16 protein-coding genes and 1 pseudogene are annotated in these 16,738 nt (G+C 63.6%); 10 read left to right on the top strand and 7 right to left on the bottom strand.

Annotated features, from left to right (window positions below):
- Positions 1–25: 25 nt before the first annotated feature.
- Positions 26–223: pseudogene (gene tatA / locus JCM7686_RS25100) on the bottom strand (twin-arginine translocase TatA/TatE family subunit); the annotation flags it as partial.
- A gap of 172 nt (positions 224–395) precedes the next feature.
- Here tatA and JCM7686_RS03490 point away from each other — a divergent pair.
- Positions 396–971: a retropepsin-like aspartic protease family protein gene (locus JCM7686_RS03490; protein WP_020949486.1), complete on the top strand. Its 576-nt coding sequence runs from the start codon at positions 396–398 to the stop codon at positions 969–971.
- Position 972: 1 nt separating this feature from the next.
- On the opposite strand, the gene JCM7686_RS03485 is transcribed toward JCM7686_RS03490, so the two are convergent.
- The gene (locus JCM7686_RS03485; RefSeq protein WP_020949485.1) at positions 973–1,422 is read right to left on the bottom strand and encodes a DNA polymerase III subunit chi; all 450 of its coding nucleotides are present in this window, start codon (positions 1,420–1,422) and stop codon (positions 973–975) included.
- A gap of 3 nt (positions 1,423–1,425) precedes the next feature.
- Complete coding sequence (locus tag JCM7686_RS03480; protein WP_041527561.1) at positions 1,426–2,931, bottom strand: leucyl aminopeptidase; 1,506 nt, start codon at positions 2,929–2,931, stop codon at positions 1,426–1,428.
- 160 nt (positions 2,932–3,091) lie between these two features.
- Between JCM7686_RS03480 and lptF the strand changes: the two genes are divergently transcribed.
- The 6 genes from lptF to rsmA all read left to right on the top strand — a co-directional run bounded on the left by lptF (position 3,092) and on the right by rsmA (position 10,994).
- The gene (gene lptF, locus JCM7686_RS03475) at positions 3,092–4,216 is read left to right on the top strand and encodes an LPS export ABC transporter permease LptF (protein WP_020949483.1); all 1,125 of its coding nucleotides are present in this window, start codon (positions 3,092–3,094) and stop codon (positions 4,214–4,216) included.
- Entirely contained in the window at positions 4,213–5,340 is a 1,128-nt protein-coding gene (gene lptG, locus JCM7686_RS03470) for an LPS export ABC transporter permease LptG (protein ID WP_020949482.1), read from the top strand. The genes lptF and lptG overlap by 4 nt, the downstream gene beginning before the upstream one ends.
- The gene (locus JCM7686_RS03465; RefSeq protein ID WP_020949481.1) at positions 5,340–7,706 is read left to right on the top strand and encodes an LPS-assembly protein LptD; all 2,367 of its coding nucleotides are present in this window, start codon (positions 5,340–5,342) and stop codon (positions 7,704–7,706) included. Before lptG ends, JCM7686_RS03465 begins: the two co-directional genes overlap by 1 nt.
- 30 nt (positions 7,707–7,736) lie before the next feature.
- Positions 7,737–9,002 (top strand): peptidylprolyl isomerase, encoded by a 1,266-nt coding sequence (locus JCM7686_RS03460; RefSeq protein ID WP_020949480.1) that lies wholly within the window; start codon positions 7,737–7,739, stop codon positions 9,000–9,002.
- An 89-nt stretch (positions 9,003–9,091) separates the two neighbouring features.
- The gene (gene pdxA, locus JCM7686_RS03455; protein ID WP_236635867.1) at positions 9,092–10,051 is read left to right on the top strand and encodes a 4-hydroxythreonine-4-phosphate dehydrogenase PdxA; all 960 of its coding nucleotides are present in this window, start codon (positions 9,092–9,094) and stop codon (positions 10,049–10,051) included.
- A 94-nt stretch (positions 10,052–10,145) separates the two neighbouring features.
- Positions 10,146–10,994, top strand: a complete 849-nt coding sequence (rsmA, locus tag JCM7686_RS03450) for a 16S rRNA (adenine(1518)-N(6)/adenine(1519)-N(6))-dimethyltransferase RsmA (protein WP_020949478.1) — start codon at positions 10,146–10,148, stop codon at positions 10,992–10,994.
- 15 nt (positions 10,995–11,009) lie between these two features.
- On the opposite strand, the gene JCM7686_RS03445 is transcribed toward rsmA, so the two are convergent.
- The 4 genes from JCM7686_RS03445 to JCM7686_RS03430 all read right to left on the bottom strand — a co-directional run bounded on the left by JCM7686_RS03445 (position 11,010) and on the right by JCM7686_RS03430 (position 15,110).
- On the bottom strand, positions 11,010–11,900 hold the full coding sequence (locus JCM7686_RS03445; protein WP_020949477.1) for a DUF4167 domain-containing protein: 891 nt from the start codon (positions 11,898–11,900) through the stop codon (positions 11,010–11,012).
- A 229-nt stretch (positions 11,901–12,129) separates the two neighbouring features.
- On the bottom strand, positions 12,130–12,978 hold the full coding sequence (gene prmC, locus JCM7686_RS03440) for a peptide chain release factor N(5)-glutamine methyltransferase (RefSeq protein WP_020949476.1): 849 nt from the start codon (positions 12,976–12,978) through the stop codon (positions 12,130–12,132).
- Complete coding sequence (prfA, locus tag JCM7686_RS03435; RefSeq protein ID WP_020949475.1) at positions 12,975–14,027, bottom strand: peptide chain release factor 1; 1,053 nt, start codon at positions 14,025–14,027, stop codon at positions 12,975–12,977. Before prfA ends, prmC begins: the two co-directional genes overlap by 4 nt.
- A gap of 486 nt (positions 14,028–14,513) precedes the next feature.
- A complete protein-coding gene (locus JCM7686_RS03430; protein WP_041527093.1) occupies positions 14,514–15,110 on the bottom strand; it encodes a YceI family protein in 597 nt (198 codons plus the stop codon).
- Positions 15,111–15,404: 294 nt separating this feature from the next.
- On the opposite strand from JCM7686_RS03430, the gene rpsF reads away from it, so the two are divergent.
- The 3 genes from rpsF to rplI are packed head-to-tail and all read left to right on the top strand — an operon-like array spanning position 15,405 to position 16,693.
- On the top strand, positions 15,405–15,845 hold the full coding sequence (rpsF, locus tag JCM7686_RS03425) for a 30S ribosomal protein S6 (RefSeq protein WP_020949473.1): 441 nt from the start codon (positions 15,405–15,407) through the stop codon (positions 15,843–15,845).
- Between the two features lie 20 nt (positions 15,846–15,865).
- Positions 15,866–16,093 (top strand): 30S ribosomal protein S18, encoded by a 228-nt coding sequence (rpsR, locus tag JCM7686_RS03420; protein ID WP_020949472.1) that lies wholly within the window; start codon positions 15,866–15,868, stop codon positions 16,091–16,093.
- Between the two features lie 12 nt (positions 16,094–16,105).
- Complete coding sequence (rplI, locus tag JCM7686_RS03415; RefSeq protein ID WP_020949471.1) at positions 16,106–16,693, top strand: 50S ribosomal protein L9; 588 nt, start codon at positions 16,106–16,108, stop codon at positions 16,691–16,693.
- The last annotated feature ends 45 nt before the right edge of the window (positions 16,694–16,738 follow it).

Genomic DNA, 16,738 nt, shown 5'->3' with positions numbered 1-16,738 from the left:
GTTCGGCGGCGATCTCGGCACGGGCTTTCTCGATATCGCTTTGGCTGTTGACCTCGTCGGCCTTGGCGCTCTCGATTTCCTCGGTGCCTTCTTTGACGCCTTTTTTGAAGGCGGTGATGCCTTTGCCGACCTCGCCCATCAGGTTCGAGACCTTGCCGCGGCCGAAAAGGACCAGCACCACGATTGCAATCAGAAGTAGGGCGATGGGTGAAGGTGCGTGCATGTTATGCCTCCGTTGCAGGGCCGGCCTGACCCTTGCGATAGAACAGGTGCCCTAGCATATAGGTGGTTGATGCGATGATCGAAACCCCCAAACGCGTGATGCTGCGCCCAAGATCTGGGCGCGTTGGCGCGCTGGCGGACCGGTCGGCGCGCCCTCTGAGCCGGAAAAGCCGATGTTAGACGACCTGCCGCGCCTTGCCTATCTTGCCCTTCTGCTGGTTGCGATCGGCGGTTTCCTGATCGTCGAATTGCGCGCACGCCCCGGCCAGACTTTGCGTCAGGTTGCGGCCTGGGGCCTGATTTTCGCGGGAACCGTTGCGGTTGCGGGATTGTGGAAGGATATTTCCGGCGTCGTCGCGCCACGCCAGCAGATCCTTGAGGGCGGCGGCATCGAGATCCCGGTCAGCGATGACGGCCACTATTATCTGCGCGCCCAGCTTGACGGCACCTCCATCGATTTCGTGGTCGATACCGGCGCGACGACCATCGCGCTCACGAAAAAGGACGCGGCGAAAATCGGCATCGACACGGCGAATCTCGCCTTCATCTCGCAGGCGCGGACCGCGAATGGCACGGTCAATACCGCGCCCGTGGTGATCCAAGAGATTCGCATCGGCGAGATCGAGGACCACAAGGTCCCGGCCGTGGTGATCGACGGCGAGATGGATCAATCGCTGCTGGGGATGAACTATCTCAGCCGCTTCGCGCGGGTCTCGATCGAGGGCGACAAGCTGCTGCTCGAACGCTAAGCTACTGCTTGCGCTCCCATTTTCCGCTGGCCTCGCTCCAATATTCCGCGGAAACCCCGGCTTTGGTCAGCAGGCGCCACTGCGCGCGGGCGCGCTCAAGCGCCTCGGGATCATTGCCGTCAAAGAGGATCAGAGTGCGTTCCAACGGCGCGCAGTCCTCGGCCGCGACCTCGGCACCATGAAGCGTAATCAGGCAGGAGGGGTTGTTGGTCGCCCCCTGCCCGACCAAAGTCAGAAGCACAGGCTGCAGCGAATCATGCGGGCCGCCCGCCAGCCCATGCGGCAGAAACCCATCGCCGAGCCAGAGGCTCTCGTCCAGCCGTTCCAGCGCCGGAAGATGCGCGCCGCGCAGCTCGACCCGCCAGCCCGCATGAAGGCTTTTGCCGATCAGAACCGGCAAAAGCACCTCGGGGGCCGAGCGCGTGAGATGGTAGAAAAGCGCGGCGCCCATGGATTATTTCACTTCGTAGCGGTCGCGGATCAGACGATCGAGCGTCATCACCCCCCAGCCCGACGCACCCTTGGGCGAAAGCGTGGTTCCCCCCGGCGGCAAAGCGACACCGGCGATGTCGATATGCATCCAGGATTGCTCTTTCTTGATGAAGCGCTGCAGGAACTGCGCCGCCGTGATCGAGCCCGCATAGCGCCCGCCCGAGTTCTTCACATCGGCCAGCCGCGAATCGATGATCTTGTCGTAAGCGGGTGCCAGCGGCAGGCGCCACACGCCCTCGCCTTCCGCCCGCGCGGCTTTCGTCACCGCATCCGACAGCGCATCGTCATTGGTGAAAATCCCGGCGTTTTCATAACCGAGCGCCACCAGAACCGCGCCGGTCAGGGTGGCAAGGTCGATGACCGTGCTCGGCTTGAAGCGCTCTTGCGCATACCAAAGCACGTCCGCCAGCACCAAACGACCCTCGGCATCGGTGTTGATGATCTCGATCGTGTCGCCCTTCATCGACTTCACGATATCGCCCGGACGCTGCGCCTTGCCGTCGGGCATGTTCTCGACCAGTCCGACCAGACCGACGACATTGGCCTTGGCGCGGCGCAGCGCGAGCACGCGCATGACCCCGGCCACAACCGCCGCGCCGCCCATGTCCATGGTCATCTCTTCCATGCCCGCCGCGGGCTTGATCGAGATCCCGCCGGTGTCGAAGACGACGCCCTTGCCGACCAGCGCAAGCGGCGCTTCCTCGCCGCCGCCGTTCCAGCGCATCACCACGACTTTCGACGGGCTTTCCGAGCCCTGCCCGACGCCCAGAAGCGCGCGCATTCCGAGCTTGGCCAGTTCGGGCTCGTCGAGCACTTCGACCTCGATGCCGATTTCCTGCATCGCCAGCAGACGGTCGGCGAAATCCGAGGTCGTCAGGACGTTCGAGGGCTCGTTGGTCAGATCCCGGGTAAAGAACACGCCTTCCGCAATCGCGGCACCGAGCTCGGCCTTCCGGGCAAGTGCCTCGGGCTCGGCAGCCATGAAGGTGACATGCGCACGCTTTTCGCTGCCGGATTCCTCGCCACCGTCTTCAGCGGTCTCGGCCTCGTCGGCTTTGCGGGTCTTGTAGACATCGAAATCATAGGCCCGCAGCGCCAGCCCCAGCGCCACTTCGGCGGCGAGGCTGTGGCGATCTGCCAGAACCGTGGTCTCGCCCTTCCCGAGCTTGGCGCCGATCGCCGCACCGGCCTTGCGCGCCTCGGCAACCGTCGCGCGACGCGGCAGCGAGATCAGTTGCAGCGCCGATGCCTGAAGCCCGGCGGGATAGGCAAGCTCCAGCGCGCCGCCCGGCTTCACCGCCGCCCAGCCCGCCGAATCAAGCGCGCGCTGCGCCGCCTCGCGGGTCGAGCGCGGCAGACCGGCCGGCAGCTTGCCGCTGTCACCGATCAGCACCGCGATGCGGCCCTCACGCCCGGAAAGGCCGGTGATCTCGGTTGCGGTGAAGGAAATTTCGACGGGACTTGTCATGCGCATTGCCTGTTCGGAAAGAATTGCCAATTTGGAGGAAACCTAGTCACCTCGTCCCGTCTTGACCAGAGCCGGGACTTTTCCAAATCAAGCAGAGGCGTTAATCAGGCGCCACGAGACCGGCAGGGACCATCCAGCAGGGACGAATGAGCAGGGAAACATGGCGCGCATTGACCGATATATCCTGTCTCAGTTCCTGACCCTCTTCGGGTTCTTCGCCCTCGTGCTGGTTTCGGTCTATTGGATCAACCGCGCGGTTTCCCTGTTTGAACAGCTGATCTCGGACGGGCAGACCGCGATGGTCGTGGTCGAATTCACCGCGCTCACCCTGCCCTTGGTCATCTCGGTCGTCCTGCCGATCGCGGCCTTTGCGGCCTCGGCCTATGGCACGAACCGGCTGTCTTCGGAATCCGAGCTGGTCGCGATGCAGGCCGCGGGCATGTCGCCCTGGCGGCTGGCGCGTCCGGTGCTGGTCTATGGTTTTCTGGTGGCGATCATGTCGGCGGTGCTGGTCCATGGGCTGGTGCCCGCCGCCCGCGCCCGCATGGCCGACCGCCAACAAGAGCTGGCCGAGAACGTCACCGCGCAATTCCTGCGCCCCGGCGTCTTCCAGTTTCCGGCCGATGGGCTGACGCTTTATATCCGCGACATCGCCAATGATGGCCGCATGAAGGATCTGTTCTTTCAGGATTCGCGCGATCTCAAGAACGAAAAGACCTATTCCGCATCAGAGGCTTACCTGATCCGCTCAGACACCGGGCCGAAGCTTTTGATGGTTCAGGGCTCGGTCCAGACGCTGCGCCAGACCAATGGCCGCCAAAGCCTGTCGCTGACCCGCTTCACCGATATGACCTATGACCTCGGCGCGGTGCTGGGGCCTGCGAAAACCAAAAGTCGCGATCTGCGCACCTATTCGACGCCCGCGCTGTTCTGGCCCTCGCCCGAGCTGTTGCAGGCGACCGGCTCGACCTATGACAAGGCCCGCGCCGAGGCGTTCGAGCGGCTGGCCAAGCCCTTCCTGTCGCCCGTCACCGCCATGCTCGGCTTTGCCATGCTGCTCTTGGGCAACTTCAGCCGCTTCGGCGTCTGGAAGCAGTTGATCTGGTCGGTGATGGCGCTGATCTTCGTCCAATTCCTCGACACCGCCTTGACCAGCCAGGTCGAGCGCGACGCCTCGAAATGGCCGCTGGTCTGGGTCCCGGCGCTGGTCGGTGCGGCGATCTGTCTTGTCGCGCTTTGGCTTGCCGCACGCCCCAAATGCATCCGGAAAGGAGAGAGCGCATGATTCTCTCGGCCTATGTCGGACGCCGCTTCCTGCGGCTCTTGCTGATCATCGCCGCAATCTTTCTGGCGATTCTCTTCCTGATCGAGATGGTCGAGCAATCGCGCCGTTTTTCGGATGCGGGAATCGGCCTGACCCGGGCGGCGCAATTGGCCGCTCTGAACATCACCAGCAGCTTCTATTCGATCCTGCCGCTGATCACGGTGCTGGCGGGGATCGCGCTTTTCCTGAACCTGTCGCGCAGCTCGGAGCTCGTGGCGATCCGCGCCTCGGGCCGCTCGGGCCTCAGGGTTCTGGCCGCGCCCGCGATCACGGCGGCGCTGGTCGGATGTCTCAGCGTCGGTTTGCTCAATCCGATGGTCGCAGCCACGGAAAAACAATATGATGCCATGGTCGCGCGCATCCAATCCAAAAGCGGCGAGGCGATCAGCCTTGATAATTCCGTGGTCTGGCTGCGGCAGGGCCTGCGGGTTCCGGCCGAGCAGAACAACGGCAAATCCGAAATGGGTCAGGTCGTGATCCGCGCCAACCGCGCGAGCCCCGATGCCACGACGCTTTATCACGCGACCTTCATGCTCTTCACGCCGGAACAGGGCCCGACCGGACGCATCGACGCAGCCGAAGCGCGTCTGGAAAATGGCGCGTGGCATTTGCGCGACAGCAAGGGCTGGCCGCTGACCGCAAGCAACCCCGAAACCGAGGCCCAGACCTTCGCCACCTACGAAATTCCGACCGATCTGACCGCCGACCGCATCCGCGACGGCTTTGGCCAGCCCGATTCGGTGCCGTTCTGGCAATTGCCGGAATTCATTCAAGGCCTTGAGCGCGCAGGATTTTCTGCGCAGCGACACAAGGTCTGGTTCCAGGTCGAGCTGGCGCGTCCGCTGCTGATGGCGGCCATGGTCGCGATTGCGGCAGTGTTCACCATGCGCCACATGCGCGGAAGGAAAATGGGGCTGCTGGTTCTCGGCGCTTTCGCTTGCGGCGTCGGTCTGTTCTTCTTGCGTAATCTAGCGCAAGTGCTAGGCGACAGCGGCTCGATTCCGCCCATTGTGGCAGGATGGGCGCCCCCGCTCGCTGCGCTTTTCCTTGCGCTCGGCGCATTACTACAATTGGAGGACGGCTGATGTCGGCGGCAAGAACGGGCAAAGCAGGACGGTTGGGCAAAACGGCCCTGCTGCTTTCAGTGCTTCTGCCGCTTCCGGCTTTCGCGCAAGACGACAGCCCCTATTATCCGCCGCCGCCGGTTCAGCTGGGCAGCTCGCACGGGCCCGCGCTCGCGCCGACGGAAACCCCGTCGAGCGACAAGCGCGTTGGCGACGGCACCGATGCCTCGAGCCTGCCCTCGGTCGCACGCGCGCCGCGCAATCACAGCATCACCTTCGGCGGCCCGACCAACACGCAGGGCGACGCCGCAACCGTTCTGGCCGATAATGTCGCGCTGTCGGGCGAAAAGACGCTGACCGCCTCGGGCGGGGTCGTGGTCTGGTACAAGGGCACGCGACTGATTGCCTCTCAGGTGATCTATGACAGCCAGAACGGCACGGTCACCATCGCCGGTCCGATCCATCTGACCGAGCCCGGCAAGACCGGCACGGATGACGAAACCATCGTCATCGCCGATTCCGCTCAGCTCGACCGCAATATGAAGGACGGCATCCTGCGCGGCGCACGTCTGGTTCTGGCGCGCGAGATGCAGCTTGCCGCCCGCGAGATCCGCCGCACCGGCGAAGGCCGCTTCACCACGATGGACCGGGTCGTGGCGTCAAGCTGCCAGATCTGCGCCGCCAATCCGACGCCTTTGTGGGAAATCCGCGCCCGCGCAATCACCCATGACGCGGAAAAGCATACGCTGCATTTCGACCAGCCGCAGTTTCGCGCCTTTGGCATTCCGGTCGGCGCGCTGCCCTCGCTGACCGCGCCCGATCCGACGGTCGAACGCATGAGCGGCTTTTTGCGCCCACTGATCCGCACCACCTCGCAGCTGGGCTTCGGGATGAAGTTTCCCTATTTCGTGACGCTCGGCGATCATGCCGATGTCACGGTCACGCCCTATGTCTCGGTCAGCCGCACCCGCACGCTCGAGCTGCGCTATCGCCAAGCCTTCACCAATGGCGCGATGGAGATCAACGGCGGCATCACCCGCGATGACATCGACCCCGGCACCACGCGCGGCTATCTGTTCGGCGCGGCGCAGTTTTCCCTGCCGCGCGGCTATCGTCTGGGCGTGCAGGTCCAGACCGCGACCGACCGCAACTATCTGCTCGATTACGACATCACCGACGCCGACCGGCTCTGGAGCGGTGTGACCCTTGACCGGATCCAGCGCGACAAGCTGGTCTATGCCCGGATCGGCAATTACGAATCCCTGCGCTCGGATGAGATCGACAGCTTCACCCCCTCGCTGGTCGCCGATGCGATCTGGATGCGGCGCTGGCGTCCGGGTGGCTGGATCGGCGGCGAGGCCGGGCTGGAATGGTCGCTGCACGGCCATCGCCGGTCCTCGAAAGCGGATGCCTTCGGCCGCGACATGGCCCGCAGCTCGGTGAACTTCGACTGGCGCCGCAGCGAGATCCTGCCCTATGGCTTCGTCGGCGCGCTTCAGACCGAGATCGACGCCGATCTTTACCACATCTCGCAGGACAGCCGGTATGACAACTGGTTCGCGCGAATCGATCCGATCCTCGCGGGCGAGCTGCGCTGGCCGCTGATGCGCTCGGCCGGAGCCGTCACCCATATCCTCGAGCCGGTGCTGCAAGTCGTCTGGTCGCCCAAACGTGATTGGAGCCGCGACGTTCCGAATGAGGACAGCTATCTGATCGAATTCGACGAGGGCAACCTCTTCTCGCTCGACCGCTTTCCGGGCTGGGATCAGCGCGAAAGCGGGCTTCGGGTGAATGCCGGGATGACCTGGACGCGGATCGATCCGGCGGGCTGGTCGATTGCCTTGACCGGCGGTCGCGTCTTCCGCACCGATCCGGACCCCGCTTTCTACGGCTCGGGGCCCTTGGGCGGCAAGCAATCCGACTGGCTGCTGGCTGCGCATTACAGCAGCAATGACGGGCTGGCGATCGCCAACCGCGCGCTTTTCGACGATTCCTTCTCGATCAGCCGCAACGAGCTGCGACTGGGCTGGCTGAAGCCCGGACTGCAACTCTCGGCCGGTTATCTGTGGATGAACGCCGATCCGAACGAGGACCGGCTACGCGATGTCTCGGAATTGACCGCCACTGCGGGCTGGCAGGTCCGTGACGGCTGGTGGGCGACCACGGAAACCCGCTATGATTTCACCGCCGACCGCGCCCAGAAGGCCGCCTTCGGGCTGGAATACCGCAATGAATGCGTGACCATGGAAATGGGGCTCGAGCGGCGCTTCACCTCGTCGGGCGACCTCAAACCGGAAACGACATTCGATCTCGGTATCCGCCTTGGCGGGTTCGGCAAACAGAAAGAAGGTCGGGGAACGGTGGCGCGGCGCGCCTGCCTGCGCTAAGGTCCGGCCAAACATGCTCAGAGGAACGCGATGCGGCGAGTAATTCTTGGTGTTGCAATGGCAGCGGTTCTGAGCGGAACCGTCCCGGTTTTTGCGCAGTCTAACCCGTTCCGGCCGGTGGTCTATGTCAACGAAGGCGTCATCACCCAGTTCGACATCGACCAACGCCTGAAGTTCATGGAGCTTTTGCGCGCCCCCGACGCCAACCGCGCCGGGGCGGAAAAGGCGCTGATCGAGGATCGGTTGCGCATCATCGCGGCCAAGCAGATGGATATCGTCGCGACCCCCGCGCAGATCCAGACCGCCGAAACCGAATTCGCCTCACGCGGCGGTCTTTCGAGCGAGCAGTTCATTCAGCTTCTCGGCCAGAACGGCGTCGATCCCCAGATCTTTCGCGATTTCGTGACGGCGGGTCTGGTCTGGCGCGATGTCGTGCGCGCACGCGTCGTGCCGATGGTGCGGGTCTCGGATGCCGAGATCAATCAGGAATTCACCAAGGTCATCTCGACGCCGAAGGTCCAGGATGTGCTCTTGTCCGAGATGATTGTCCCTGCCCCCGAAGGTCAGGAAGATCGGGTCCATGCCGAGGTCGAGCGTCTGGCTGCCTCGATCCATTCGGAAGGTGATTTCGCCGCCGCGGCACGCCAGCATTCGGCAACGCGCTCGGCCGAGAACGGCGGTCGCCTGCCCTGGACCTCGCTGTCGCACCTGCCGCCCTCTCTGCGCCCCATCATCCTGTCGATGCATCCGGGTCAGGTCAGCGCGCCCTTGTCGGTGCAGGGCGCCGTGGTTCTCTTCTATCTTCGCGACACCCGGGGCACGGTGCGCGCCGGAGCCAAGGATCAGCAGCTGCAATATCTGCGCCTGCGTCTCGGCGATATGTCCGAGGCCAGACGCGTGGCGGCAACCCTGCGCAATTGCTCGGATCTCTATGCGGTCGCCCGCCCGCTTCCGGCGGATCGGCTGATCGAGCAGACCGCCGATCTGGGCCAGATCCCGGCGGATACCGGGCTCGTTCTCGCCACGCTTGACGAGAACGAAGCCACCGTCTTCGGCGGCGACATCGTCATGCTGTGTAAACGCACCCCGGCGCTTCTCGCCGCCGAGGAAAACCAGCCCGCCGTGCCGCTGATCCAGCCGAAGAAAGAGGACGGCGCCTTGCCCGCAACGCCGCCCGAGGATGCGACGCCCTCGCGCGAACAGGTGCGCGATGAGGTCTTTAACCGCAAGGTTTCCGCCGCAGCCGACGCCTTCATGGCCGAGCTGCGCGCCGATGCGATCATCCGGCGTCCTTGAGCTGCCCAGACCTGCCCAGACCGGGGCTCTGCCCCGGACCCCGGGATATTTCGACATGAAAGACAAAGATGGATCGAGCTGAGCTCAAGATGAAGCCCATCATCCTGACCTGCGGCGAGCCTGCCGGGATCGGTCCCGAGCTAGCGCCGAAAGCCCTGAGCGCGGGGATCCCCTATGTCTATCTGGGCGACCCCGCGCATTTGCCCGCAGACACCATCTGGCAAGAGGTCGAACACCTCTCTGATCCGGTTGAGGCGGGTGTGCTGCCGGTTCTGCGCCACGATTTCCCCGCACCGCGCCTGCCCGGCCAACCCGATCCGCGAAACGCTCAGGGCGTGATCGATGTGATTGCGCGTGCCGTCGCTCTCGCCATATCAGGCGAAGCCAGTGGCATCTGCACCTTGCCGATCAACAAACAGGCCCTGAAAGCAGGCGCGGCATTCCCCTTCCCCGGCCATACCGAATATCTCGCCCATCTGGCCGGAGATGTTGATGTCGTCATGATGCTTGCCTCGACGACGGTCTCCCCGCCGTGCCGGGTTGTCCCCGCAACCATCCACCTTGCGCTTCGCGAGGTGCCAACCGCGCTAACGCCCGACCTTATCGAGCGCTGCATCCGGATTACCGCCGCGGCGATGTCACGAGATTTCGGCATTGCCCACCCACGCCTCGCAATCGCCGGGCTTAATCCCCATGCGGGGGAACATGGCGTGATGGGGCATGAAGAGGACGAGTGGATGCGAGCGCTCATCGCTCGGCTGAGCGAAGAAGGGCTCGCACTTCGCGGCCCGCTTCCTGCCGATACGATGTTCCACGCCCCCGCCCGTGCGGGCTATGATGCGGCCATCTGCGCCTATCATGACCAGGCGCTCATCCCGATCAAGACTCTCGACTTCTCGGGCGGCGTCAATGTGACGCTTGGCCTGCCTTTCATCCGCACCTCGCCGGATCATGGCACGGCCTTTGATATCGCAGGCAAAGGCATTGCCGATCCGGCAAGCACCATTGCTGCTCTGAAACTTGCTTCTGAAATGGCTTCGCGCAGATGACCCGTCTTTCATGTTCAAATATCCTGCGGGGGTTCCGGGGGTGCAAAACCCCCGGCTGCGCGTCCCATCCGCTCCGCCAGTTTGCGACCTGCCGATGAGCGCGATCGACGGTCTGCCGCCTTTGCGCGATGTTATCGCGCGCCATGATCTGCGTGCGAAAAAGCAGCTTGGTCAGAACTTCCTGCTCGATCTCAACCTCACCGCCAAGATTGCGCGGGCGGCGGGGGATCTCTCCGGCTCCGATGTGATCGAGGTTGGCCCCGGGCCGGGCGGTTTGACGCGCGGGCTTTTGGCCGAGGGTGCGCGCAAGGTGCTCGCGATCGAGAAAGACGCACGCGCCCTGCCCGCTTTGGCCGAGATCGCGGCGGCCTATCCGGGGCGGCTTGAGGTGATCGAGGGCGACGCGCTCGAGATCGACCCTCTGGCCCATGTTCAGGCGCCGATCCGCATTGTCGCCAACCTGCCGTATAATGTCGGCACAGAGCTTTTGATCCGTTGGCTGACGCCGAAGGACTGGCCGCCGTTCTGGCAATCGCTGACGCTGATGTTCCAAAAAGAAGTGGCCGAGCGCATCGTGGCGCTGCCGGGCAGCAAGGCCTATGGCCGGCTGGCGGTGCTGGCGCAATGGCGGGCGGATGCGAAGATCGTGATGACGCTGCCGCCCGAGGCTTTCGTGCCCGCACCCAAGATCCATTCTGCTGTGGTTCATCTGACCGCGCTGGACGCGCCGCGCTATCCGGCGGACGCGAAGGTTCTCAGCCGTGTTGTCGCCGCGGGCTTCAACCAGCGGCGCAAGATGCTTCGCGCCTCGCTCAAGGGCATTCACCCCGAGATCGAACGTCTGCTGGAAGAGGCGGGGATCGCGCCGACATCACGGGCCGAGGAAATCGGCCTTGAGCAGTTCTGCGCTTTGGCCCGCGCGGTCGCCGAAGCGCCGCGCTAGGCCGGATTACAAGGCTTACTGGCCGTTGCCTTCGCCGACTTCCTCTTGCGAGGTTTCAGCGGCGGGCTCGGCTTTCTTGCGGCTGCGGGGTGCAGCGGCACGCGGAGCCGTGGTGCGCGGTGCGGCGGGCGCACGCGGAGCGCGGCGGCGTTGCGCCGGACGCTCGTCTTCCTTGACCTCAGCGACGGTCTCGGGGGTCTCGACCGGGCCGCTTTCGCTGCCAATGGCAAGCGGCAGGCCTGCATCTTCCGCAGCTTCGGCGACAACCGAATGAGCAACAACGGATTGCGCTTCCTCAAGCGCCGTCACCTCGGGCGTCACCGGCGCTTGTGCGACAACGACCTCTCGGGGCTGGCGGCGGTCTTCGCGCGGGCGCTGTTCGTCACGCGGACGATCTTCACGCGACTCGCGCGCCCGATCTTCGCGGGGGCGGTCCTCACGCGGACGATCATCGCGGGCACGCTCGTCACGGGGGCGATCGTCGCGAGAGCGATCATCCCGGGCACGGTCATCCCGAGCACGATTGTCGCGGTTGCGATCATCGCGCGGCTGGTCGTCGCGATAGGGACGTCCATTGCCGCCCTGCCCCGCGCCCTCATTGCCGTCTTCACGGTTGTCGTCGTCGCGTTGACCGGAATATTGCTGCTGGCGTTCTGCCATTTCGCGCTGCGCCTCGCCCAGAAGGCGGGTGTAATGCTCGGCATGTTGCAGGAAGCTTTGTTCAGCAACGCGATCGTTCGAAAGCTGCGCATCGCGAGCAAGCGTCAGGTATTTCTCGATAATTTGTTGCGGAGTTCCCCGCACTTTGCCCTCGGGACCCGAGGAATCAAAGACACGATTGACAATATTGCCCAACGTGCGTTGGCGGTTCGACTTGTTACGCGAACGGGATTTGGATGATCTCATCAGTTTTTGTCAGGTTGCCCGGCAAATCACCGGCTGAGGTTGGGGTCTGCGAAAGCCACCTGAACCCGAAAGCGGGACGGCATGGCCCGAAAGCTTGAAAGTATAAAGCTGAAACGGCTGACCCGTGCGCGGGCTCTCTTTGCCCTTGTCACAAGAATTGAATAAGCACGCCACCATGAGCCTGACAAGGGCAAACTGCGCAAAATTCGTCAAATCCGCGGAATCTGGATCAAATATGCGCCAATATGACGCGATCGCGCTGGCCGAGATCTTGCCGGATCTCGACATGGCCGAATCCTGCTTCCGCAAAGAGCGCAGCCACCGCCGGGCCTTGCTCATAACCGATTTCGACCGCGATCCGACCGCCCGGCGCCAGCCGCGCGGCGGCACCTTCCGCGATCCGGCGATAGGCGGTCAAACCATCGCCGTGATCGGTCAACGCGCCCCAGGGCTCCCAGTCGCGCACCTCGGGCGAGAGGCCCGGCATCTCGGCCAGCGCGATATAGGGTGGGTTCGAGACGATGAGGTCGAACTGACCCGGGATCGCCTCATACCAATCCGAGAGGATGAATTCGGCGCGGCCCGCGACAGCGGTCCCGATCCGGGCGGCATTGCGACGTGCGACCGCAAGGGCTGCGTCAGAGATATCGCTGCCAATCCCGGTGGCGCCGGGACGCTCGGCAAGCAGCGACAGCAGGATCGCGCCGGTGCCGGTGCCCATATCGAGCACGCGCAGGAAGGGCGCTTCGAGGCCCGTTTCGACCAGCAATTCGGTTTCGGCGCGCGGGTCGAGCGTGTCGCGCGTGACCTCGAAATCATGCATCCAGAAGGCGCGGCGTCCGGTGATCTGGCTGACCGGCTGGCGGGCTGTGCGGGCGGCAATCGCTGCCTCGAACCGGGCGGCGGCCTCTGGCTCGGGCGGCGTGGTCAAAGCCTCGTTCAGCCGATGACGCGGCAGGCCGAGCGCATGAAGAAAGAGGATCTGGGCATCACGCTCGGCCCCCTCGACCCCGGCATCAGTCAGCCGCAACGCAGCCGCGCGCAGAAGTTCGGCGCCAGATTGGGCAGAAGCGGTCATTCCGCGTCAGCCAGACGCGCGGCCTGATCATAGGCGATCAGCGCATCGAGCACTTCGCCAACATCGCCCTGCATGATCCGGTCGAGCGCATAGAGCGTCAGGTTGATGCGGTGATCGGTCATCCGGCCTTGCGGGAAGTTATAGGTGCGGATGCGCTCGCTGCGATCGCCCGAACCGACCTGCGATTTGCGATTCGCCGCGCGTTCAGCATCGGCGCGCGAACGTTCGAGATCGTAAAGCCGGGCGCGCAGCACGGCCATGGCATTGGCGCGGTTCTGATGCTGCGATTTTTCCGAAGAGGTGACGACGATCCCAGTCGGCAAATGGGTGATGCGCACCGCCGAATCGGTGGTGTTGACGTGCTGGCCCCCCGCCCCCGAGGCGCGCATCGTGTCGATGCGGATGTCATTTGCCGGAATGTCGATATCGACCTCTTCCGCCTCGGGCAGCACGGCAACAGTCGCCGCTGAGGTGTGGATGCGCCCGCCCGATTCGGTTTCCGGCACGCGTTGGACGCGGTGGACGCCGGATTCAAACTTGAGGCGCGCGAAGACGCCCTCGCCCTCGATCCGCGCCATGGCCTCTTTGACGCCGCCCAGCTCGGATTCGCTGAGCTCGAGCAGCTGGAACGTCCAGCCCTGCCCCTCGGCATAACGGCGATACATATTCAGCAGATCGCCCGCGAAGAGCGCGGCCTCATCGCCGCCGGTGCCCGGGCGGATCTCGAGAATCGCCGGGCGGGCGTCAGCGGCATCTTTCGGCAAAAGTGCGATGCGCAGGGCCTGTTCGAGCTCGGGCAACTCGGCCTTGAGGCGCGCGAGCTCATCCTCCGCGAGCTCTCGCATCTCGGGATCGGCAAGCATCGCCTGCGCTTCGGCGAGCCCCGCCTCGGCCTCGTGCCAGCGCGCGATCTGATCGACGACGGGCTTCAGCTCGGCATATTCCCGGCTGATCCCAGCGATCTGATCGGCAGCCGGTCCGGCGTTGAGCTGCGCTTCGAGATATTCGAAACGCTGGACGATCTGGGCGAGTTTGTCTTGAGGCAACATAAGGCGGAATTACCTGCAGCGCCCGCGCCGGGCAAGGAAGTCTTTCATCGCGGTGCGTCGAATGTGGCAATGTTTCACAATTACCGCGACCGCAGCCCGAGCGACTACATGCATTGGCCGTCGAGCCCACACGGAAAGCGTTGATTTTTCTTCACTTCCGGCAGGAATGCGCGGTTTGGTAAAGGGATTGTTAATCTTCCGCCGCTATCTCGACACCAGCAGCTCGCGATGAGGCGGCCGGGTTTTCGGTCACCAAACCCGCGCAGAGGCACAGGTGTTTTCCGGTCTGCTGCGGCGGGTTGGGGTCCGTTGCGGTGAAAAGTGTCAGTTTAGCAAGTTCAGGCGGGCGGTAACGAGTGTTTCGGTTTTTTGCCGAAGGGGCGACAGAAGATGAACGGTTGTGCATGACAAAAGGAGCCCAATGGGCTCCTTTCCTCTTTCTGCGCACCCCCGCTGACCGCTCGGGGTCGCGGGCCTGTTCGCGGATCAGTCGGCTTTCGCGCCTTCGACCGAAATCTCGATTTTGACTTCGTCGCTGACCGCGGGAACGAAGATGCCAAGATTGAAGTCCGAGCGTTTGATCTCGGTTTCCGCGTCAAAGCCAACGGCGGGCTTGCCCGACATCGGATTGGCGCCGGCTTTCTTCAGATCGACCTCAAGCACCACCTCTTTGGTGACGCCGTTCATGGTCAGATCGCCGGTGACTTTCGCCTCGTCGCCGTCCTTGGGCTCGACCTTGGTCGATTTGAAGGTGACCATCGAGCTGCCATCGGCCGAGTTGAACAGATCCTTGCCGCGCAGATGCTCGTCGAGCTGCGGCGAGACGGTGAGGATGTTCGAGATCGGGAAGCTGGCCTCGACGGTCGATTTCGCGGGCTCTGCCGGGTCGAGCGTGATCTTGCCGGTGATGCCGCGCACGACACCATGGCTTTCCGAAAAGCCCATATGGGAATATTCAAACCGGGCCGAGCTGTGATCGGGGTCGAAGTTATAGGTGCCAGCGACGGGCCTTCCTTCCTCCGCAAGAACCGGAAGCGCCATCAGGCTTGCGACGGCGGTCAGCGCGATCAGGGTCGATTTCATATGCTCTCTCTTCATGTTATGACGGGACATTCTTGTCAGCTCCCCCTGGCCATCGCGGCCCTCGTCAAAGGGCGGAACCTCGCTGAAGGGTCTACGTCGGCAAACGCGCGCATCCAACCTTGGTTTCCTGACTTTGCCGTGAAGGCGAATTGACGGAGAAACGCCTTGTCTTTCGGGACTTTCCCGCTATAAAGCCGCATCCTTCCGCAATCGCGAAACCGGTGAAGCCTCTCGTGGCGGGGCGTGGAAGGATTACCCGCCTATGAAGCCCACCTGAAACCAAGAGGGGTCTACATGCCGCTTTACGAGCATGTGCTGATCGCCCGCCAGGACCTGTCGAACACGCAGGCCGAAGGGCTGGTCGAACATTTCTCCACCGTGCTGGCCGATAACGGCGGCAAAGTGGTCGAATCGGAATACTGGGGCGTCCGCGCTCTGGCCTATAAAATCAACAAGAACCGCAAAGGCCACTACGCCTTCCTGCGCACCGACGCACCGTCGGCCGCCGTGCAGGAAATGGAGCGTCTGGCCCGTCTGCACGACGATGTCATGCGCGTTCTGACCGTCAAAGTTGACGCGCATCAGGAAGGCCCGTCCATCCAGATGCAGAAACGCGACGAGCGTGAGCGTGGTGATCGTGGCGACCGCCGTGATCGTGGCGACCGCGGTGATCGTGGCGAGCGTCGTGATCGCGAAGATCGTGGCGAACGCCGCGAGCGCGAAGACCGCAACTGAGACGGGAAAGGACCCACACCATGGCGAACAAACCCTTCTTCCGCCGCCGCAAGGTCTGCCCGTTCTCGGGCGAGAATGCTCCGGCCATCGATTACAAAGATACGCGCCTTCTTCAGCGCTACATCTCCGAGCGCGGCAAAATCGTTCCGTCGCGCATCACCGCCGTTTCGGCAAAGAAGCAGCGTGAGCTGGCCCGTGCGATCAAACGCGCCCGCTTCCTCGCTCTGCTTCCCTACGCTGTGAAGTAAGGAGAGACCTCAATGCAAGTCATCCTGCTCGAGCGCGTGGCCAAGCTTGGCCAACTGGGCGAAGTCGTGAAGGTCAAAGAGGGCTATGCCCGCAACTACCTTCTTCCCCAGGGCAAAGCGCTCCGCGCCTCGCAAGCGAACATCGACGCTTTCGAAGTGAAAAAAGCCGAACTCGCCGTGAAAAACGACGAGACTCGCGCCGAAGCTCAGAAAGTCGCCGAGAAACTCGACGGCCAGAAGTTCGTCATCATCCGTTCGGCTTCGGACGCTGGTGCGCTCTATGGTTCGGTCACGCCGCGCGACGCCGCTGATGCGGCCAATGCTGCTGGCTTCTCGATCGAGCGCCGTCAGGTCGTTCTGCTGAACCCGATCAAGGACCTCGGTCTGCATGACGTCCGCGTGCACCTGCACCCGGAAGTCGATGCGACGATCCACCTGAACGTCGCGCGTTCGGCTGAAGAAGCCGTTCTGCAGGCTTCGGGCAAATCGATCCAGGAACTCGCTGCCGAAGCTGATGCTGAAGCCGATTTCGAGATCGCCGAGCTCTTCGACGACATCGGCGGCGCAAGCCGTGACGAAGACGGTTCGGACGACGCCTGAGCCTTTCTGACTCAAGCTGTTCCGGTCCAAGTCTTTTGACCTGAG

It is taken from the genome of Paracoccus aminophilus JCM 7686, assembly GCF_000444995.1.
Taxonomy (GTDB): Bacteria; Pseudomonadota; Alphaproteobacteria; order Rhodobacterales; family Rhodobacteraceae; genus Paracoccus; species Paracoccus aminophilus.
This window is presented reverse-complemented; position numbering and strand designations above follow the sequence as displayed.

Bases quoted from the DNA above. Each gene is read 5' to 3' on its own strand.
- JCM7686_RS03490 (WP_020949486.1), top strand. From the start codon at position 396: ATGTTAGACGACCTGCCGCGCCTTGCCTATCTTGCCCTTCTGCTGGTT.
- JCM7686_RS03485 (WP_020949485.1), bottom strand. From the start codon at position 1,422: ATGGGCGCCGCGCTTTTCTACCATCTCACGCGCTCGGCCCCCGAGGTG.
- JCM7686_RS03480 (WP_041527561.1), bottom strand. From the start codon at position 2,931: ATGACAAGTCCCGTCGAAATTTCCTTCACCGCAACCGAGATCACCGGC.
- lptF (WP_020949483.1), top strand. From the start codon at position 3,092: ATGGCGCGCATTGACCGATATATCCTGTCTCAGTTCCTGACCCTCTTC.
- lptG (WP_020949482.1), top strand. From the start codon at position 4,213: ATGATTCTCTCGGCCTATGTCGGACGCCGCTTCCTGCGGCTCTTGCTG.
- JCM7686_RS03465 (WP_020949481.1), top strand. From the start codon at position 5,340: ATGTCGGCGGCAAGAACGGGCAAAGCAGGACGGTTGGGCAAAACGGCC.
- JCM7686_RS03460 (WP_020949480.1), top strand. From the start codon at position 7,737: ATGCGGCGAGTAATTCTTGGTGTTGCAATGGCAGCGGTTCTGAGCGGA.
- pdxA (WP_236635867.1), top strand. From the start codon at position 9,092: ATGAAGCCCATCATCCTGACCTGCGGCGAGCCTGCCGGGATCGGTCCC.
- rsmA (WP_020949478.1), top strand. From the start codon at position 10,146: ATGAGCGCGATCGACGGTCTGCCGCCTTTGCGCGATGTTATCGCGCGC.
- JCM7686_RS03445 (WP_020949477.1), bottom strand. From the start codon at position 11,900: ATGAGATCATCCAAATCCCGTTCGCGTAACAAGTCGAACCGCCAACGC.
- prmC (WP_020949476.1), bottom strand. From the start codon at position 12,978: ATGACCGCTTCTGCCCAATCTGGCGCCGAACTTCTGCGCGCGGCTGCG.
- prfA (WP_020949475.1), bottom strand. From the start codon at position 14,027: ATGTTGCCTCAAGACAAACTCGCCCAGATCGTCCAGCGTTTCGAATAT.
- JCM7686_RS03430 (WP_041527093.1), bottom strand. From the start codon at position 15,110: ATGAAATCGACCCTGATCGCGCTGACCGCCGTCGCAAGCCTGATGGCG.
- rpsF (WP_020949473.1), top strand. From the start codon at position 15,405: ATGCCGCTTTACGAGCATGTGCTGATCGCCCGCCAGGACCTGTCGAAC.
- rpsR (WP_020949472.1), top strand. From the start codon at position 15,866: ATGGCGAACAAACCCTTCTTCCGCCGCCGCAAGGTCTGCCCGTTCTCG.
- rplI (WP_020949471.1), top strand. From the start codon at position 16,106: ATGCAAGTCATCCTGCTCGAGCGCGTGGCCAAGCTTGGCCAACTGGGC.